Here is a 15,864-nt window from a genome sequence, read left to right on the forward strand (position 1 = left end):
CACTTCCAGGCAATATGGTATAATATAGAAAATATACTTTAAGGAGGTCTATAGTATGGAAAATACTGAATATACCCTAGGTAAAGTTAAGATAGCTGATGAGGTGGTTGCTACCATTGCTGGTTTAGCTGCCACAGAAATCCCAGGAGTAGCTGCAATGAGCGGTGGAGTTGTGGGAGGCATAGCTGAAAAGCTTGGCAGAAAGAACCTTTCCAAGGGAGTTAAGGTTGAGGTTGGAGAGAAAGAAGCTGCAATAGACCTATTTGTTATCGTTAATTTTGGTGCAAGAATTCCTGATGTAGCTCTCAAAATTCAGGAAAATGTAGAAAAGGCAGTTCAATCATATACTGGATTAAAGGTTGTTGAGGTAAATATTCATGTTCAAGGCGTATACTTTAAGGCTGAGGAAGGATCAGAGGAGGAACCAAGGGTTAAATAGAGTATATTTTCAAGGGAGGTTTAAAGGTGAAAACAGGAAAAGTAGAAAAAACTGAATTTCAACATGGACAAATAAAAATGGCTGACGAGGTGGTTGCTATCATAGCAGCACTGGCAGCTACAGAGGTTAAGGGTGTCAAAGCAATGAGTGGTGGAATTGTTGATGGCATTGCTGAGGTTCTTAGACGCAAAAACCTTACCAAGGGTGTAAAGGTAGAAGTAGGCGAAAAAGAAGCAGCAGTTGATCTTAATATTATTGTTGAGTATGGGGCAAAGATTCCTGATGTAGCTTCAATGATACAAGATAGCGTTTCAAAGGCAATTGAAAGCATGACTGGACTTAAGGTTGTTGAAGTGAATATTAATGTTCAGGGAGTATCTTTTAAGGATGAACCTGTTGCCGAAGACACTCAAAGAGTAAAGTAGAAAAGAGGTGCAGCATTGAGCTTTGGGAATAGATTGTCAAATGTTTTCTTTTCTTTGTTGGGACTAGCCCTGGCCATCGTTATTTTTGCAGCATCCCTGGGCTGGGGGTTGCCCATTAGATTATTATTAGAACAGCTTGAAATAAGAGATGTACGGTTGGCCATGGCTGCAGTTTCCTTGGTTGTAGCAATATGGGCCATTTACTCGTTACAAATTGGCTTAAGGAAAAAGCCTGAGGTAAAATATACACAAATAGATTCCACAGAACATGGGCAAATACATATTACCATGGAAGCAATAGAAAACTTTGTTACACGAGCAGCTGGTACAATTAAAGAAGTAAAAGAAGTAAAGCCGCGCATTAAAATACTCCCTGAAGGAATGGCTTTATTACTTAAAATAACAATAATCCCAGATACTAACGTTCCCAATGTAACCAGGGATATTCAGGAAAAGGTGTCACATTATCTTAAAGAATATGGCGGTATTGAAGTTTTTGATGTGGAAGTAGTAGTTGATAAGATAGCCCAGCCAGTTAGAAGTAGGGTAGATTAAGAGGTGTCAGTTATGGACTGGAGCAAAATTGTTGTAGATGTTTTAACTTTTCATAGGGGTAAACTAATTGGAGCTACAATAGGTCTGGTATTTGGCTTGTTTACCATCCTATTCGGATTCTGGAAGGCATTCTTTCTTGGCATCTGTATTTTTGTAGGATACTTTTTAGGTCGCAGAATAGATGAGAACAAAGATTTTAAGGCGCTAATAAAAAAGCTTTGGAGCGATTCATAGCAAAGGCCAATTAAAGGAGGACGTTGTTTTGAGCAGAAAGGCTGCCAGGGAAAAGGCCATGCAGGCCCTTTTCCAAATAGAGCTAACAAAGGTTGATCCAGAGGAAGCAATTAAAAATGTTGTAGGAGAATCTGAACTTGATGAGCAAAGCAAGGCCTTTGCCCGCAGTTTAATTATAGGAACCCTAGAAAAGCTTGATGTAATAGATAAGAAAATTAGAGAAAATGCACATAAATGGCAACTTGAACGTATAGGAAACGTTGAAAAGACGGCCTTAAGGATAGCGGTTTATGAGGTGCTATATGTTGAGGATGTACCAAATGCAGTAGCAATAAATGAAGCAATTAACCTGGTTAAGGTTTTCAGCACAGAAAAAGCAGCTCCCTTTGTCAATGGTATTTTAGACAAAATAGCTAATGAAAATAGAGGGTGACAATTTGTTTTTAGGTTTAGACACGAGCTGTTATACTACTTCAGCAGCTGTAGTTGACAAGGATGAAGGTTTGATATGGAATAAAAGCAAGCTATTGCTTGTACCAGAAGGGGAAAAAGGGCTTCCACAATCTGAAGCACTGTTTAACCATTTAAAAAGGCTGCCCCAGTTATTACAAGATACTGGTCAGCTTTTTTGTTATTCCCAGATACAGGCCGTATGTGCAAGCACCAGACCACGACCCCAGGAAAATTCATATATGCCGGTATTTACAGTTTCTGAAAACATTGGCAGGATTCTAGCAACATCCCTTGGAGTTCCCTTCATTGAAACCAGCCATCAAGAAAATCATTTGAGGGCAGGTGTTTGGTCCGGGAAAATACCATGTAAAGAATTCCTGGCACTCCATGTGTCAGGAGGTACCTCTGAGCTGTTAAAGGTATGTTGGCAAAAGGGACGTCCCTTTAAGATAAACCTGCTTGGGGGAACTATTGATCTCCACGCAGGTCAATTCATAGACAGGGTGGGTGTAAGCCTAAACTTACCCTTTCCTGCTGGTCCACATATGGAAAGAATTGGACGTGATAGTGATAAGCTTTTGGAAATACCGTCATGGGTAAGGGAGTACTCCATTAGTTTTTCAGGTCCAGAGGCTGCAGCACAACGATTAATTGCTGCAAAGGAAAGCCCAGCAAATATAGCCAGGGCAGTTGAGAACTGCATAGCTAAGACTCTAGAGAAACTATTGCTTAATGCCATGGGTAAAGAAAAATTCACTAATATCTTACTTGTAGGTGGCGTCTGTGCAAATACATACATCAAAAAAAGATTAAAAAATCGTTTAGAGCATCAGGCTGTAGGAGCCAAGCTGTATTTTGCTGCTCCGGAATACAGCAGTGATAATGCAGTTGGAACAGCCTTAATTGGAAAAGACATGCACATTTAGTAAAATACCCGCTGGATTGAAATACTGACTTCATAGTTTCCTTAAAATATGCTATAATTATTTTCGTATTGTGTGCTTGGGGCATATTGAGGAAAAAGCGCAAAATTTGTGATAATTTAGGATGTGGGAATTAACTCCTAATTAAAATTTCTAGAAGTAAAGGGGAATGCATTATGGCTATTGAAAAGGTCACATTTGATGTTAAATTAGATGATGATCAAATGCTGCAAAAGGTTGAGGAGATTGTCACCAGATTTGAAACAAAGCGTGGTGCCGCAATTCCAATTCTCCAAAGTATCCAAACAGAATTTGGATATGTACCAAAACCATCATTAAAAAAGGTTTCATCGCTTACAGGGATCCCAGCCAGTGATCTCTTTAGTATTGTAACCTTCTATGCCCAGTTTAGACTGCAGCCCATTGGAGATAATCTTATTCAAGTTTGTCATGGGACAGCCTGCCACCTGGCTGGAGCTGAGGAAATCACAGGTGCTCTTTTAAGAGCTGCTAAAATCCAAGAAGGTAATACTAGTCCTGACAGAAAGTTTACCATTGAAAAGGTTGCTTGTTTAGGGTGCTGCAGTCTTGCTCCTGTTTTAACAATAAACGGTGAAACCTTTGGTAAGCTTACTCCAGAATCAGCGGTTCGTTTGTTAAAGAAAATCTAGTTGGTTCTACTAACAATTAGTGGAAATAATGAAAATCCCACTAACTGAAGTTTCACTTTATGGGGGAGGCGAATTACTTATGAAAAATACTGTAAATGTTGGAATTGCCAGCTGCGGTATTGCTGCTGGTGCCCAAAAGGTATATGACTACCTTAATGCAAACCTGCCTGATGACAATTCCAAAGTTCATAAAGTAGGCTGTATCGGCATGTGCTTCAATGAACCTTTAGTTGAGGTTACCAACGAAAAGGGTTCATTCCTATATGGAAATATAGACGAGAAAAAGGCTCAACGTATTATAGATGAACATTTAAAGGGTGGACAGCCAATAAGTGAATGGTTGGTATATTCCTCTGTTGAAACAATTGGAGATGGTGACTATATATCCAAGCAAACAAGAATTCTCCTTAAAAATAGTGGTGCAATAAATCCTGAAAGCATTGACAGCTACCTTTCAGTTGGCGGTTACCAGGGGTTTCATAAAGCGGTTACTTCAATGACACCAGAAGAAGTAATTGAAGAAATAGAAAGGTCTGGTCTAAGAGGCCGTGGTGGAGCAGGCTTTCCCACTTACCTTAAATGGAAGTTTACCCGTCAAACTGACAGCTTTCCAAAATATGTTGTATGTAATGCAGATGAGGGAGATCCAGGTGCATTTATGGATAGAAGCATTCTAGAAAGTGATCCCCACAGCGTTCTAGAAGGAATGGCAATAGCTGCCTATGCAATTGGTGCGTCTCAGGGCTACATCTATATCCGTGCAGAGTATCCACTAGCGGTGAAAAGACTGCTAATGGCTATAGAACAGGCTGAAGAAAAAGGCTATCTTGGTAAGAATATTCAGGGCTCAGGCTTTGACTTTACAATTGAAATTCGTGAAGGTGCAGGTGCCTTTGTTTGTGGTGAAGAAACTGCGTTAATAGCCAGTATTGAAGGTCACAGGGGTATGCCAAAATTCAAGCCGCCCTTCCCAGCTCAAAAGGGATTATGGGATCAGCCCACGGCCATTAACAATGTGGAGACCCTTGCCAATGTGAGCAGAATTTTATATGAGGGAGCAGAAGCATACAGCCAGTGTGGAACAGATAAGAGCAAGGGTACCAAGGTTTTTGCTCTTGCAGGAAAGATTAAGAGAGGTGGATTAATTGAAGTACCCATGGGTATTACAATTAATGATATAGTTTTTGATATTGGTGGAGGCATTTCCTCTGGAAAGCCATTTAAAGCAGTACAGACAGGAGGTCCATCTGGTGGATGTATTCCAGCGAGCATGGGTGATACACCTGTAGATTACGAATCATTACAGCAAATTGGTGCAATCATGGGTTCAGGTGGACTTCTGGTTATGGATGAGGATACTTGTATGGTTGACGTTGCTCGTTTCTTCCTGGAGTTTACTACAGAGGAATCCTGTGGTAAGTGTACCTTTTGTAGAATTGGTACAAAGCACATGCTTGACATCCTTAATAGGATTACAGAAGGTAGGGGAAAACCTGAAGATCTTGAGCAGCTGGAAAAGCTGGGACACAATATTATCAAGGGCTCACTTTGTGGTTTAGGCCAGACTGCTCCAAATCCGGTTCTGACCACACTAAAGTATTTTAGAGATGAGTATGAAGCCCACGTTAATGAAAAGAGATGTCCTGCGAGAAAGTGTAAAGAGCTTATTGCCTTTAGAGTTATAGAGGAGAAATGTACGGGATGTACTTTATGTAAGAAACAGTGTCCAGTGGAGGCCATTTCTGGCGAAAGAAAAGAGGCTCATGTGATAGATACAGATAAGTGTATTGCTTGTCGTTTATGTTATTCTGCCTGTAAGTTTGATGCAATTGAGATTTATTCAGATGGAATTAAGGCTAATGACTGGGTTGAGGGGAGGGAGTAAACATGGAACAAGTTAGATTACAGATAGATGGTAAAGAGGTTGTTGTAGAAAAGGGAGTTACCATTATTGAGGCAGCAAGGCAGGCCGGAATTGATATTCCAAGCTTGTGCCATGATCCAAGGTTGGAACCCTTTGGTGCTTGTCGTCTATGCTTTGTAAATGTAAAAGATGCTCCAAAGGCGGTAACTGCCTGTTCCACTACAGCTGCTGATGGAATGGTGGTTACAACTGAAGATGAAATATTAGCTGACATTAGAAAGAGTGCATTGGAACTGCTTCTTTCCAATCACCATGGAGACTGTATAGCACCATGTCAGGCAGCTTGTCCAGCCAGCATTGACATTCAAGGGTATATTGCGTATATAGCAGATGGACAGCATTTAGAGGCTGCCAAGCTAATTAAAGATAAACTACCTTTTGCTTCTGCTGTAGGCCGTGTTTGTCCTAGATTTTGTGAAGCTGCTTGTAGAAGACAAATAGTAGATGAACCAGTAGCAATTTGTACCCTAAAGGGTTATGCCGGAGATCAAGATCTAGCTTCTGATGTGCCTTTTACTCCAGAAGTAAAACCTGAAACAGGCAAGAGGGTAGCAGTAATTGGTGGTGGACCAGCTGGCTTAACAGCAGCATACTATATTGGACAAGCAGGTCATAAGGTGACCATTTTTGAGGGAGAAGAAAAATTAGGAGGCATGCTTCGCTATGGTATTCCTGAATACAGGCTTCCAAAGAAGCATTTAGATAGAGAAATTGACCAGATAATCAAGATTGGCATTGACGTTAAATACAACGTTAGAATGGGCAAGGACTTTACTGTTAAGTCTCTAAAAGAAGATGGTTTCGATGCCATTTTCATAGCCATTGGCTGCTGGGAAAATACAGCAGTTGATCTCCCGGGTAAAGACTTACCAGGAGTATACTCAGGAATTGGCATGTTAAGAGAAGTTATTTATGGCAACAAGGTTGAACTTGGTGAAAAGGTAGCCATCATGGGTGGTGGAAACACAGCCATGGATGCTGCTAGAACAGCAGTTAGATTAGGGGCCAAGGAAGTTACTGTTATTTATAGAAGAACTGAAAAGGAAATGCCTGCTGACCCAAGAGAGGTTAAGGACGCCAGGGAAGAAGGAGTTAAATTCCAATTCCTTACCAACCCAACAAAAATCATAGGTACAGACAGAATCGCTGCTGTAGAGTGTGTTGAAATGGTATTGGGTGAACCAGATGCTAGCGGCAGACGTCGTCCAATTGTTAAGGAAAACTCAGAATTTCAGATACCAGTTGATTCACTGATTCTGGCTATTGGTCAAATAGTAGATCTTTCATCCTTAAAGGGTAGTGAAGAGATCGATCTGGATAAATGGAATTGTATAGGTTCAAGGGAAACAACCATGGTAACATCTGTAGAAGGTGTTTTCACTGCAGGTGACTGTGCAATGGGTGCAAGAACTGTGGTTGAGGCAGTTGGTCAGGCCAGGAAGGCTGCTGTATCTGTAATACAATATCTGGCTGGTCAGGAAATTGTTCCAGAAGTTGTAGAATATAATCATACCAAGGGTAAGCTGGAGGAAGTAAACCCTGAGGAATTTAAAGATGTAGTAAGAAAAGAAAGGGTTAAGCAGAATCACCTTGCTCCTGAGGATAGAAGGGATAATTTCAAGGAGGTTGAAATACCCTTTACAGAGGAAATGGCAATGAAGGAAGCACAGCGCTGCCTTTCCTGTGGATGTCAGGATGCATTTGGATGTCGTTTAAGAGATTTATCAACTAGATATAGTATTGCTGAAGAAGACATTATGAAGCTGGGCTACACCCATCCAATCATTGATGATCACAGCTATATTCAGAGAGATAACAACAAGTGTGTCCTTTGTGGCAACTGTGTGAGAATTTGTAAAGAGGTTCAAGGGGCAAGTGCCCTGGGCTTTATCGCAAGGGGATTGGAAACTGTTGTTAAACCAACTCTAGACGAGCCCCTGGCAGACTCACCATGTGAATCCTGTGGTCAATGTGTGTCCACCTGTCCAACAGGCGCATTAGTTGCCAAGGCTGCTCTTCCCAAGCCAGGACCATGGCGCACTGAAAAGATTCATACTATCTGCCCACACTGTTCTATTGGATGTAATATGACAGTTCACATGGCAGGTAATAAGCTGGTGGAAGTAACTGCAGTTGATTCTGAAATAAATAAAGGTAACCTTTGTGTGAAAGGCTCCTTTGAATTCAGTCCAAAATATGCTGGTGGACGCATTGCTGCTCCAATGCTGGTTAATGGTGCTGGGCTTGAAGAAGCTTCCTGGGATGCTTCCCTTGAAGCAGCGGTTTCAGGACTACAAAATGTGCTAAAAACTAGTGGACCCGACAGTGTTGCCGTACTTGTGTCACCAAAGCAAACTAACGAAACCGCATACATGTCAGCACAACTGGCCGGAAGTGCATTAGGAACCAATAATTTTGATGTAATAGGACAGGCTGCACCTGAATTAACATCATATATAACTGCTAGTGGAGCTGTATCCTTTGATAAAATGGAAGCTAGCGATCTGGTAGTTCTATTTAACGCAGATGTTGCTGAAAAATATCCTGTTATAGCTCAAAGAATTAGAAAAGCTGTAGCCAAGAGCACCTCTCTGGTAATTGTTTCTGACAAGGAAACCAAGCTGGATAGAAAGGCTTCAGGCAGGTTGACACTAGATGGCATTAAGGATTTAGAAGCTTTAGAACAATTTGCTTCGGCACAGAGTGTATTTATTATATGTGATAGTCAAAATGTCACAATAGACCAGTTAAATTCCTTGAGTGAATTATCTAAAGGAAAGAACGCTTCAATTTCAATTCTTGAGCCGGCTTGCAATTACAGAGGTATAAGAATTGTTGGGGCTCACCAGGCAGCTGATAACAAGGGACTAAGCTATGATCGCATTGTAAAAGGTCTTCAGAATGGAGCAATAAAAGGTCTTGTAGTTGTTGCAGATGAGGATGGAGTAGATCCACAGCTTCTTGCAAATACTCATGTATTTACAGTGGTTATCACACCTGTTGTACAGGATGAGCTTGCAAATGCCAAGGTGGTTCTACCTGGTACAGCCTTTGTTGAGACAAGGGGCAGCTACATTAACTCAGAAGGCAAACAGCAGATAGCAGCTAATGCTTTAATGCCTCTAGCTGGCAGGGAAGTATGGAGCATTCTTTCTGACCTGAGCTCAATGATTACAGGTGAAGCTTCAGTAGAGTATGATAAACTTACTCATGAAGTTAATGCCCTTTTTTAAAACTAATATTGCATGAATTACTGGGTACTGATAAACTTTAAATACTTTTATCAGTACCCAATTACTATTAATTTGATACATATTCATATTCTATGGCAAGGAGCATGATTGTGTGGTTAGGAACCAAAAGGTTTTAACAGTAACCCAATTAACTGAATATCTAAAAAATATCATTGAAACAGATGCTCGTCTCTCTAACCTATGGTTAAGAGGTGAAGTTTCTAACGCTACTAAGCCTTCCTCAGGCCATTTATATTTAACATTAAAGGATGAAGAATGTACCTTAAAAGCAGTAATGTTCAGATCTGATTATACCAAGCTTCTGTTTAAAGTGGAAAATGGTTTGGAAGTTGTTGTAAGGGGAAGAATAGCCATCTATCAAAAGGGCGGCATCTATCAATTATACATACAGGAAATGTTTCCCCAGGGTATTGGCAGTCTGGAGCTTGCTTTTCAGCAGCTAAAGGAAGCGCTTGCCAATAAAGGCTATTTTGATCCTGCATCTAAAAAGCCCATACCAAAAATGCCTCATAGAATCGGCATAGTAACCTCACCAACAGGATCAGTAATTAGAGATTTTTTAAAAGTGGTTCGTAGAAGATTTCCTGCAGTAGATATATTTTTAATACCCACCACAGTTCAGGGTGAAGAGGCTCCTCCACAAATAACAAGAGCCATCAAAATCTTCAATGAGGAATTTCCTGTAGATGTGATAGTTCTTGCCAGGGGTGGGGGCTCTCTTGAAGAATTATGGGCCTTTAATACTGAGGAGGTAGCCAGGGCTATTTTTGCTTCCAAGATTCCCATTGTATCAGCTGTAGGCCATGAGACTGATTTTACCATTGCCGATTGGGTAGCTGACTTGAGGGCTGCAACGCCTTCAGTAGCTGGGGAGCTTGTAGTGTTATCTTTAGAGGAGTTAAAGAACAGGCTTAATAAGCTTGAAAGACATTTATATCAATCTGCTAACAGCATGATCAAGCACCATCTAGAAAAGCTAAATGGCATAGAAAAAAGACTCCACTTGGCTGGTCAAGGTTTAATATTAAAAAAGGAAAACCAGTTGGCCAAGCTAGCTGTTCAACTGGATGCCTTAAGTCCTCTTAAGGTTTTGCAAAGAGGATATTCTGTGTGCCAGGATGTTAAAGGGCAGACTGTCCTTTGCAGCAGTCAGGTAGATGTGGGGGACCAGGTTACTATCATTCTAAAGAAGGGCTCTCTTGGATGTGCAGTAAGCTCCAAAATAGACTAACCAAGGTTAATTTGTGAAAGGGTGATATTATCATGACCCAGGCATTTGAAAATGATATGAAAAGGTTAGAGGAAATAGTTAATCTCCTAAATAGTGATAAAATATCTCTGCATGAGGGCCTGGAGCTTTTAGAGGAGGGTGTAGGCCTTGTAAAGAAGTGTAATGGACAGCTTGAAAAGGGCAAAGGCAAGCTGCAGATGCTTCTTGAAGGGGATAAGGGTGTTGCTGTTTGGGATGCATGTGAATTGGAAGGTGACATGTAATGAATTTTGACCTAAAAACTTATTTACAAGAAAAACAAGATTTGGTGAATGAAAATCTGGAAAAATACCTTCCAGTTGAAGGAGACTATCCTATTGAAATTGTTGAGGCAATGCGATACAGTCTCCTTGCTGGGGGCAAAAGGCTTAGACCAATTTTAACCATTGCTGCCTGCGAAACCGTTGGAGGAATGGCCCTGGATGCCATGAAGGTAGCCTGCGCCATGGAATGTATTCACACCTACTCTCTTATTCATGATGATCTTCCGGCAATGGACGATGATGATTATCGTAGAGGGATGCTTACCTGTCATAAGGTTTATGGTGAAGCAATGGCAATTCTTGCTGGAGATGGCTTATTAACATATGCATTTGAATTATTAGCTGATTCTGATAAAAGTAATGATTTAAATATTAACAGTAAATTAATTATGATAATAAAAGAAATAGCAATGGCTGCAGGTGTTAAAGGCATGATAGCAGGTCAGGTAGCTGATATGCTGTCAGAAAAAGCTCAAAGGGAAAAATCTACTGAGCTGTTAGATTATATCCATAAAAACAAGACTGCCGCCTTATTTAAAGCATCTATCAAAAGCGGTGCTCTAATAGCTGGCGCCAATGACACAGAATTGACAGCATTAGACTCATATGCCCATCATTTCGGTTTGGCCTTTCAGATAACTGATGATATACTTGATATTGAAGGTAGCTCTGGTGAGTTGGGTAAACCTGTTGGAAGTGACGAGAGAAATCAAAAGCTCACCTACCCATCACTATATGGTTTGGAAAAATCAAAGCAAATGGCTTTTGATAATGTAAATGCAGCTGTAAACAGCTTAAATATTTTTGGTAGTAAGGCTATTCCATTAATATCGTTAGCACAATATGTATTAACTAGGAGAAAGTAGTATTGCATTTATTTGAGACGTATGTTATAATTCTTCTCTAATTGAACTGATAGATGGAGCAGTATCCTAGTCGGGATCCATTTTCTTGAAGACGGGCCTAAAAATCCGTCAAGGGCACATCGATGAAGTTCCTGGTGCTGGCTGCTGACGCCCAGTTGGGGGTTGGTGCTGGGAGTTAAGGGGGCGGGGCGATCTGCAATGGCATGTAGGCGTTGACCCTACCCCCGCGGAGACCCAAGTACGTGGTTTTTGCTCACCGGGCAAAAGGTACGGCTTGGGATAGAAACCTGTATCTTGGTACGTAAGTGCTAGGTGCAGTGTAGCCTGCCTTGAGCGGTGCTAGTGGGATGTAGCACATAGTATTGTATGCTAAAGGGCCCTTTAGTATACAATATGTTACAGAAGCTTCAACCGCAAAAGAGGATAAAGATTATTGGAACCGTCGAAGAAAATTCCTAGGCTGTTCATCTTTTTAGATGAGATTGATCAAGGATTAAAGTGCGTACTAAGTGGCAATCTAGCACTATCTACGGCAACGAGGTAGAACAGTTCTTAAAGGGAAACCGCTAAAGTGGCAACGCTTAGTGAACTGTTGGGAAAACCAGCTGGACCTAAGACGCAACATTTACTTGATTGATTTCCATCTATCAGTACAGGTTAGTTATAATTTAGGAGGAAGTATTATATTGGCTAAATCCACAAATAATATACATAATGCTCTCAGACACGGTTTCATAATTGGTGCAGGAGCTTTTTTTTTAGCAATTTTAGCTAGCCTAGCTGCAAAGATACTATTAGATAATATAGCATCATTAATTATATCATTAATATTATTGTTAATAATTATACTTATCGGCATTATTTTTGATATTGTAGGAGTTGCAGTTGCAGCAGCAGACGAATCACCCCTACATGCTAAATGTGCAAAAAGGCTTTATGGTGCAGGATATTCTATTAAGCTAGTTCGTAATGCAGCCAAAGTAGCAAGCTTTTGCAATGATGTTGTTGGTGACATTTGTGGTACTCTCAGCGGAGCTGTTGGAGCAATAATTGTCCTGAGAATTTTACTTCATGCACCTACAATCAACGAGGTTATAGTAAGTATTTTAATGACAAGCTTGATAGCTGCATTCACCGTGGCAGGAAAGGCCTTTGGCAAATATTATGCAATTCGCAGGGCCACGGATATTATTTTCCATACAGGTAAGATACTTGAATGGATGGAAAGAAATCTACATATCAGAATTTTAAATGGAAACAAAAAGGGGAGGCTTAAATGATAATAGAAAAAATTTCTGAGCCGCAGGACCTAAAGAAGCTATCCATTGCGGAATTAGAAAAGTTAGCCGTTGAAATTCGTGCTATGCTTCTGGATACAGTATCTAAAACTGGTGGACACCTTGCGCCTAGCTTGGGTGTAGTGGAATTAACCCTGGCTTTACACTCAGTATACAACTCACCCTACGATAAAATAATCTGGGATGTAGGTCATCAATCCTATGTACACAAAATCATTTGTGGGCGATACGAAAGATTTCATACATTAAGACAATATGGTGGCATTAGCGGCTTCCCCAAAAGGGAGGAATCTGTTCATGACCACTTCAATACAGGCCACAGCTCAACGTCTATTTCTGCTGCTTTAGGAATGGCATTGGCTAGAGATTTAAGACAACAAAAGAATTCTGTGGTGGCTGTCATTGGCGATGGAGCATTGACTGGCGGCATGGCCTTTGAGGCTTTAAACTATGCTGGGGATTTACAGGTAGATCTTACAGTTATTCTTAATGACAACAAAATGTCTATTGCTGGCAATGTTGGAGCCATGTCCAGTTATCTATCCAGACTTCGTACAGATCCAAAGTATTCAAAGGGCAAAGAAGAGCTGGAAGCCATATTAAAGCGCCTTCCAAAAATTGGCACTACTGTAGTGCGTTTAGCAGATAGACTAAAGGATGCATTTAAATACCTTGTGGTACCAGGAATGCTTTTTGAGGAGTTGGGTTATACATACCTGGGACCAGTAGATGGTCATAATATTCAATTAGTTCAACAGATACTCAAAAATGCCAAAACAACAAAGGGACCTGTATTAGTACATGTTATAACCACAAAAGGTAAAGGTTATGAGCCAGCAGAAACAAATCCTAATGCTTTTCATGGGACAGGCCCATTTGATTTAAAGGCGGGTAAATCTCAAAAGGCAGATGCAGTTCCCAGCTATACTGAGGTATTTGGTAAAACCCTTGTAGATTTGGCTAAAAAGAATAAAAGCATCCTGGCTATTACTGCAGCCATGCCAGATGGTACAGGCCTAAACTATTTTGCCAGGGAGTTTCCTTCAAGATACTTTGATGTTGGTATAGCAGAGCAAAATGCTGTTACAATGGCCGCTGGTCTGGCTGCAGAAGGTTTTGTTCCAGTAGTGGCTGTTTACTCTACCTTTTTACAAAGAGCTTATGACCAGATAGTTCATGATGTTTGTCTTCAGAAATTACCTGTGATTTTTGCCATTGATCGTGCCGGACTGGTTGGTGAGGACGGAGAGACCCACCATGGTTTATTTGATATCTCTTATCTAAGAAGCATACCCAACCTTCTCTATATGGCCCCCAAGGATGAAGCGGAATTACAGCAAATGCTTCAGACTGCTGTTAATAGCAACAGACCTGCTGCTATTCGTTATCCAAGGGGTGCTGGAATAGGAGTGCCTCTTTTTAAAGAAGATATTCCCCCATTAGAAATAGGCCAGGGTGAAGTCCTTTTAACTGGAAAACACCTTACTATAGCTGCAGTTGGACCACATGTCTATACTGCATTAACTGCTGCGGATTTGTTACAAAAGCAGGGCCTGAGTTGTTCAGTAATTAACCCAAGATTCATTAAACCTCTTGACTTTAATCTTATTTTAGATTCCATAAAGCAAACAAAAAGGTTAATTACTATTGAGGAAAACTATGTGGCAGGCGGCTTTGGATCCTCTATAGTTGAATTACTTGCTGAATATGGTATTAATGGTGTTGAGATTAGAAATATTGGTGTAAAGGACAACTTTGTAACCCATGGCTCAGTACAAATATTAAGACAGCAGTTAGGCCTGACCCCTGAAGGAATTGTTCAAGCAGCAGCCTCAATGGTTGGGTTAAAGGTTGCTAACAGGTAGAAGCAATGACCAGGGAACGTTTAGATGTGCTTGTAGTTAACAGAAACTTATTTGAAAGCAGGGAACAGGCCCAAAGGTCCATCATGGCCGGGGAAATTCTTGTAAATGATATTAGAATAACCAAGCCTGGCACAAAGGTTAATGATGATGCAGTCATAAGGTATACGGGAAAAGGACTGCCTTATGTAAGCAGAGGGGGCCTGAAGCTTAAAAGGGCAATAGACGCCTTTTCCATAGACTTTAATGAAAAGATAGTATTAGATGTTGGAGCCTCTACTGGTGGATTTACTGACTGCGCCCTTAAACACGGGGCCAAGAAAGTATATTCAGTAGATGTTGGATATGGACAGCTTGCCTGGAGCCTGCGCAGCGATCCAAGGGTTGTTGTTATGGAAAGAACAAATGCCAGGGAACTTAAACCTGATATGTTTTATGAAAAGCTAGATATTATCACCATGGATGTTTCCTTTATATCAATAACCAAGATACTGCCCCAGCTGCCAGCCTTAATAAATGAATGTGGAATAATAATTACACTCATCAAGCCCCAATTTGAGGCTGGTAAAGAAAATGTGGGCAAAAGGGGTGTTGTTAAGGATGTAAACATACATATGGCTGTTATTAAAAATGTTATAAAAGAGGCAGAAAAATCAGGCCTATATGCAAATAAACTAGACCATTCCCCTATAAAGGGTCCTGAGGGAAATATAGAATTTTTGCTCTTGTTGGACACTAAGGGCAAGGTGGAAATTGATGAAAAAATAATCTACGAGACTGTTGAGGCAAGTCAGCAGATTAACTAGGCTTTAAAAGTGCTCTAAAGAGCACTTTTTCTATTATTTAAAAAGGAAAACTTATACAATCTGTTGAATAAAGTATCAGAGGTGGTAAGGCGTGTCTTTTTATGATCTAGGATTTTTAATTTTGATAATTAGTGCATATTTGTTTTATAATAGTTTTAAAAAGTATAAGCATAATAGACAGCTGGAGATGTCCGCATCCCTGGGAAAAAAAGAGCAGGATCTTTTAGAAAGCATTCTAGAAAAAGGCTATAAGATTAAGGAAGTATATCCAGAGGTTTCTGGAAGTGTTGATGAAGACTATAAAACCTATTCAGAACATTTCAGATATCCCTTTATAATTTCTAAAAATAAGAGAGATTATTTAGTTAAAGTTAGAAAGGATAAGGAATCCATTCGTTTGTCCAGCAGTAGATATCGCAGGAGTCTTATTACAGAATGCTCTATTTTTAATGTCCAGGGAATTGTGATTGCAGATTTGACTGGTAAGCTTAGAGAGTTTAATATTACAATACCAAGAAAAAATACCATGCCATGGACTATATTAATAATCATAACAGCCTTCATTTCAGGTTTTTATATAGCATATAAGTTTTTTTAAATATATTTCATAAGGGGTTATTC

16 protein-coding genes are annotated in these 15,864 nt (G+C 40.3%); all 16 read left to right on the plus strand.

Annotated elements, in window-relative coordinates:
* Positions 1-55 precede the first annotated feature (55 nt).
* The 16 genes from K364_RS0120035 (at position 56) to K364_RS0120110 (ending at position 15,841) form a co-directional block, all read left to right on the plus strand.
* Entirely contained in the window at positions 56-439 is a 384-nt protein-coding gene (locus K364_RS0120035) for an Asp23/Gls24 family envelope stress response protein (RefSeq protein WP_028309484.1), read from the plus strand.
* A gap of 26 nt (positions 440-465) precedes the next feature.
* The gene (locus K364_RS0120040; RefSeq protein WP_028309485.1) at positions 466-864 is read left to right on the plus strand and encodes an Asp23/Gls24 family envelope stress response protein; all 399 of its coding nucleotides are present in this window, start codon (positions 466-468) and stop codon (positions 862-864) included.
* A 15-nt stretch (positions 865-879) separates the two neighbouring features.
* Positions 880-1,419, plus strand: coding sequence for an alkaline shock response membrane anchor protein AmaP (gene amaP / locus K364_RS25875; protein WP_051534267.1), 540 nt, complete (start codon positions 880-882; stop codon positions 1,417-1,419).
* A 12-nt stretch (positions 1,420-1,431) separates the two neighbouring features.
* Positions 1,432-1,653, plus strand: coding sequence for a DUF2273 domain-containing protein (locus K364_RS0120050; RefSeq protein WP_028309486.1), 222 nt, complete (start codon positions 1,432-1,434; stop codon positions 1,651-1,653).
* Positions 1,654-1,681: 28 nt separating this feature from the next.
* Positions 1,682-2,086: a transcription antitermination factor NusB gene (gene nusB / locus K364_RS0120055; protein WP_028309487.1), complete on the plus strand. Its 405-nt coding sequence runs from the start codon at positions 1,682-1,684 to the stop codon at positions 2,084-2,086.
* A gap of 4 nt (positions 2,087-2,090) precedes the next feature.
* Entirely contained in the window at positions 2,091-3,032 is a 942-nt protein-coding gene (locus tag K364_RS0120060; RefSeq protein ID WP_277995623.1) for a Kae1-like domain-containing protein, read from the plus strand.
* A gap of 173 nt (positions 3,033-3,205) precedes the next feature.
* Complete coding sequence (gene nuoE, locus K364_RS0120065; protein ID WP_051534268.1) at positions 3,206-3,700, plus strand: NADH-quinone oxidoreductase subunit NuoE; 495 nt, start codon at positions 3,206-3,208, stop codon at positions 3,698-3,700.
* A 79-nt stretch (positions 3,701-3,779) separates the two neighbouring features.
* Complete coding sequence (locus K364_RS24995; RefSeq protein ID WP_051534269.1) at positions 3,780-5,585, plus strand: NADH-quinone oxidoreductase subunit NuoF; 1,806 nt, start codon at positions 3,780-3,782, stop codon at positions 5,583-5,585.
* Between the two features lie 2 nt (positions 5,586-5,587).
* Positions 5,588-8,857, plus strand: coding sequence for an FAD-dependent oxidoreductase (locus tag K364_RS0120075; protein ID WP_028309490.1), 3,270 nt, complete (start codon positions 5,588-5,590; stop codon positions 8,855-8,857).
* Between the two features lie 112 nt (positions 8,858-8,969).
* Positions 8,970-10,109, plus strand: a complete 1,140-nt coding sequence (gene xseA / locus K364_RS0120080; RefSeq protein ID WP_028309491.1) for an exodeoxyribonuclease VII large subunit — start codon at positions 8,970-8,972, stop codon at positions 10,107-10,109.
* A 32-nt stretch (positions 10,110-10,141) separates the two neighbouring features.
* Positions 10,142-10,372: an exodeoxyribonuclease VII small subunit gene (gene xseB / locus K364_RS25000; RefSeq protein ID WP_051534270.1), complete on the plus strand. Its 231-nt coding sequence runs from the start codon at positions 10,142-10,144 to the stop codon at positions 10,370-10,372.
* Positions 10,372-11,277 carry a polyprenyl synthetase family protein gene (locus tag K364_RS0120090; RefSeq protein WP_028309492.1) on the plus strand — a complete coding sequence of 302 codons (906 nt, stop codon included), beginning with the start codon at positions 10,372-10,374 and terminating at the stop codon, positions 11,275-11,277. The genes xseB and K364_RS0120090 overlap by 1 nt, the downstream gene beginning before the upstream one ends.
* A gap of 686 nt (positions 11,278-11,963) precedes the next feature.
* Entirely contained in the window at positions 11,964-12,557 is a 594-nt protein-coding gene (locus K364_RS0120095; protein ID WP_084296128.1) for a hypothetical protein, read from the plus strand.
* Positions 12,554-14,440, plus strand: coding sequence for a 1-deoxy-D-xylulose-5-phosphate synthase (dxs, locus tag K364_RS0120100; protein ID WP_028309494.1), 1,887 nt, complete (start codon positions 12,554-12,556; stop codon positions 14,438-14,440). Before K364_RS0120095 ends, dxs begins: the two co-directional genes overlap by 4 nt.
* Positions 14,441-14,445: 5 nt before the next feature.
* On the plus strand, positions 14,446-15,243 hold the full coding sequence (locus K364_RS0120105) for a TlyA family RNA methyltransferase (protein ID WP_028309495.1): 798 nt from the start codon (positions 14,446-14,448) through the stop codon (positions 15,241-15,243).
* A 91-nt stretch (positions 15,244-15,334) separates the two neighbouring features.
* Positions 15,335-15,841, plus strand: coding sequence for a hypothetical protein (locus K364_RS0120110; RefSeq protein ID WP_028309496.1), 507 nt, complete (start codon positions 15,335-15,337; stop codon positions 15,839-15,841).
* Positions 15,842-15,864 lie beyond the last annotated feature (23 nt).

The organism is Desulfitibacter alkalitolerans DSM 16504 (assembly GCF_000620305.1).
GTDB lineage: Bacteria > Bacillota > DSM-16504 > Desulfitibacterales > Desulfitibacteraceae > Desulfitibacter > Desulfitibacter alkalitolerans.

Coding starts and splice junctions, on each gene's coding strand:
- K364_RS0120035 (WP_028309484.1), top strand. CDS start 56: ATGGAAAATACTGAATATACCCTAGGTAAAGTTAAGATAGCTGATGAG.
- K364_RS0120050 (WP_028309486.1), top strand. CDS start 1,432: ATGGACTGGAGCAAAATTGTTGTAGATGTTTTAACTTTTCATAGGGGT.
- nuoE (WP_051534268.1), top strand. CDS start 3,206: ATGGCTATTGAAAAGGTCACATTTGATGTTAAATTAGATGATGATCAA.
- K364_RS24995 (WP_051534269.1), top strand. CDS start 3,780: ATGAAAAATACTGTAAATGTTGGAATTGCCAGCTGCGGTATTGCTGCT.
- K364_RS0120075 (WP_028309490.1), top strand. CDS start 5,588: ATGGAACAAGTTAGATTACAGATAGATGGTAAAGAGGTTGTTGTAGAA.
- xseB (WP_051534270.1), top strand. CDS start 10,142: ATGACCCAGGCATTTGAAAATGATATGAAAAGGTTAGAGGAAATAGTT.
- K364_RS0120090 (WP_028309492.1), top strand. CDS start 10,372: ATGAATTTTGACCTAAAAACTTATTTACAAGAAAAACAAGATTTGGTG.
- dxs (WP_028309494.1), top strand. CDS start 12,554: ATGATAATAGAAAAAATTTCTGAGCCGCAGGACCTAAAGAAGCTATCC.
- K364_RS0120105 (WP_028309495.1), top strand. CDS start 14,446: ATGACCAGGGAACGTTTAGATGTGCTTGTAGTTAACAGAAACTTATTT.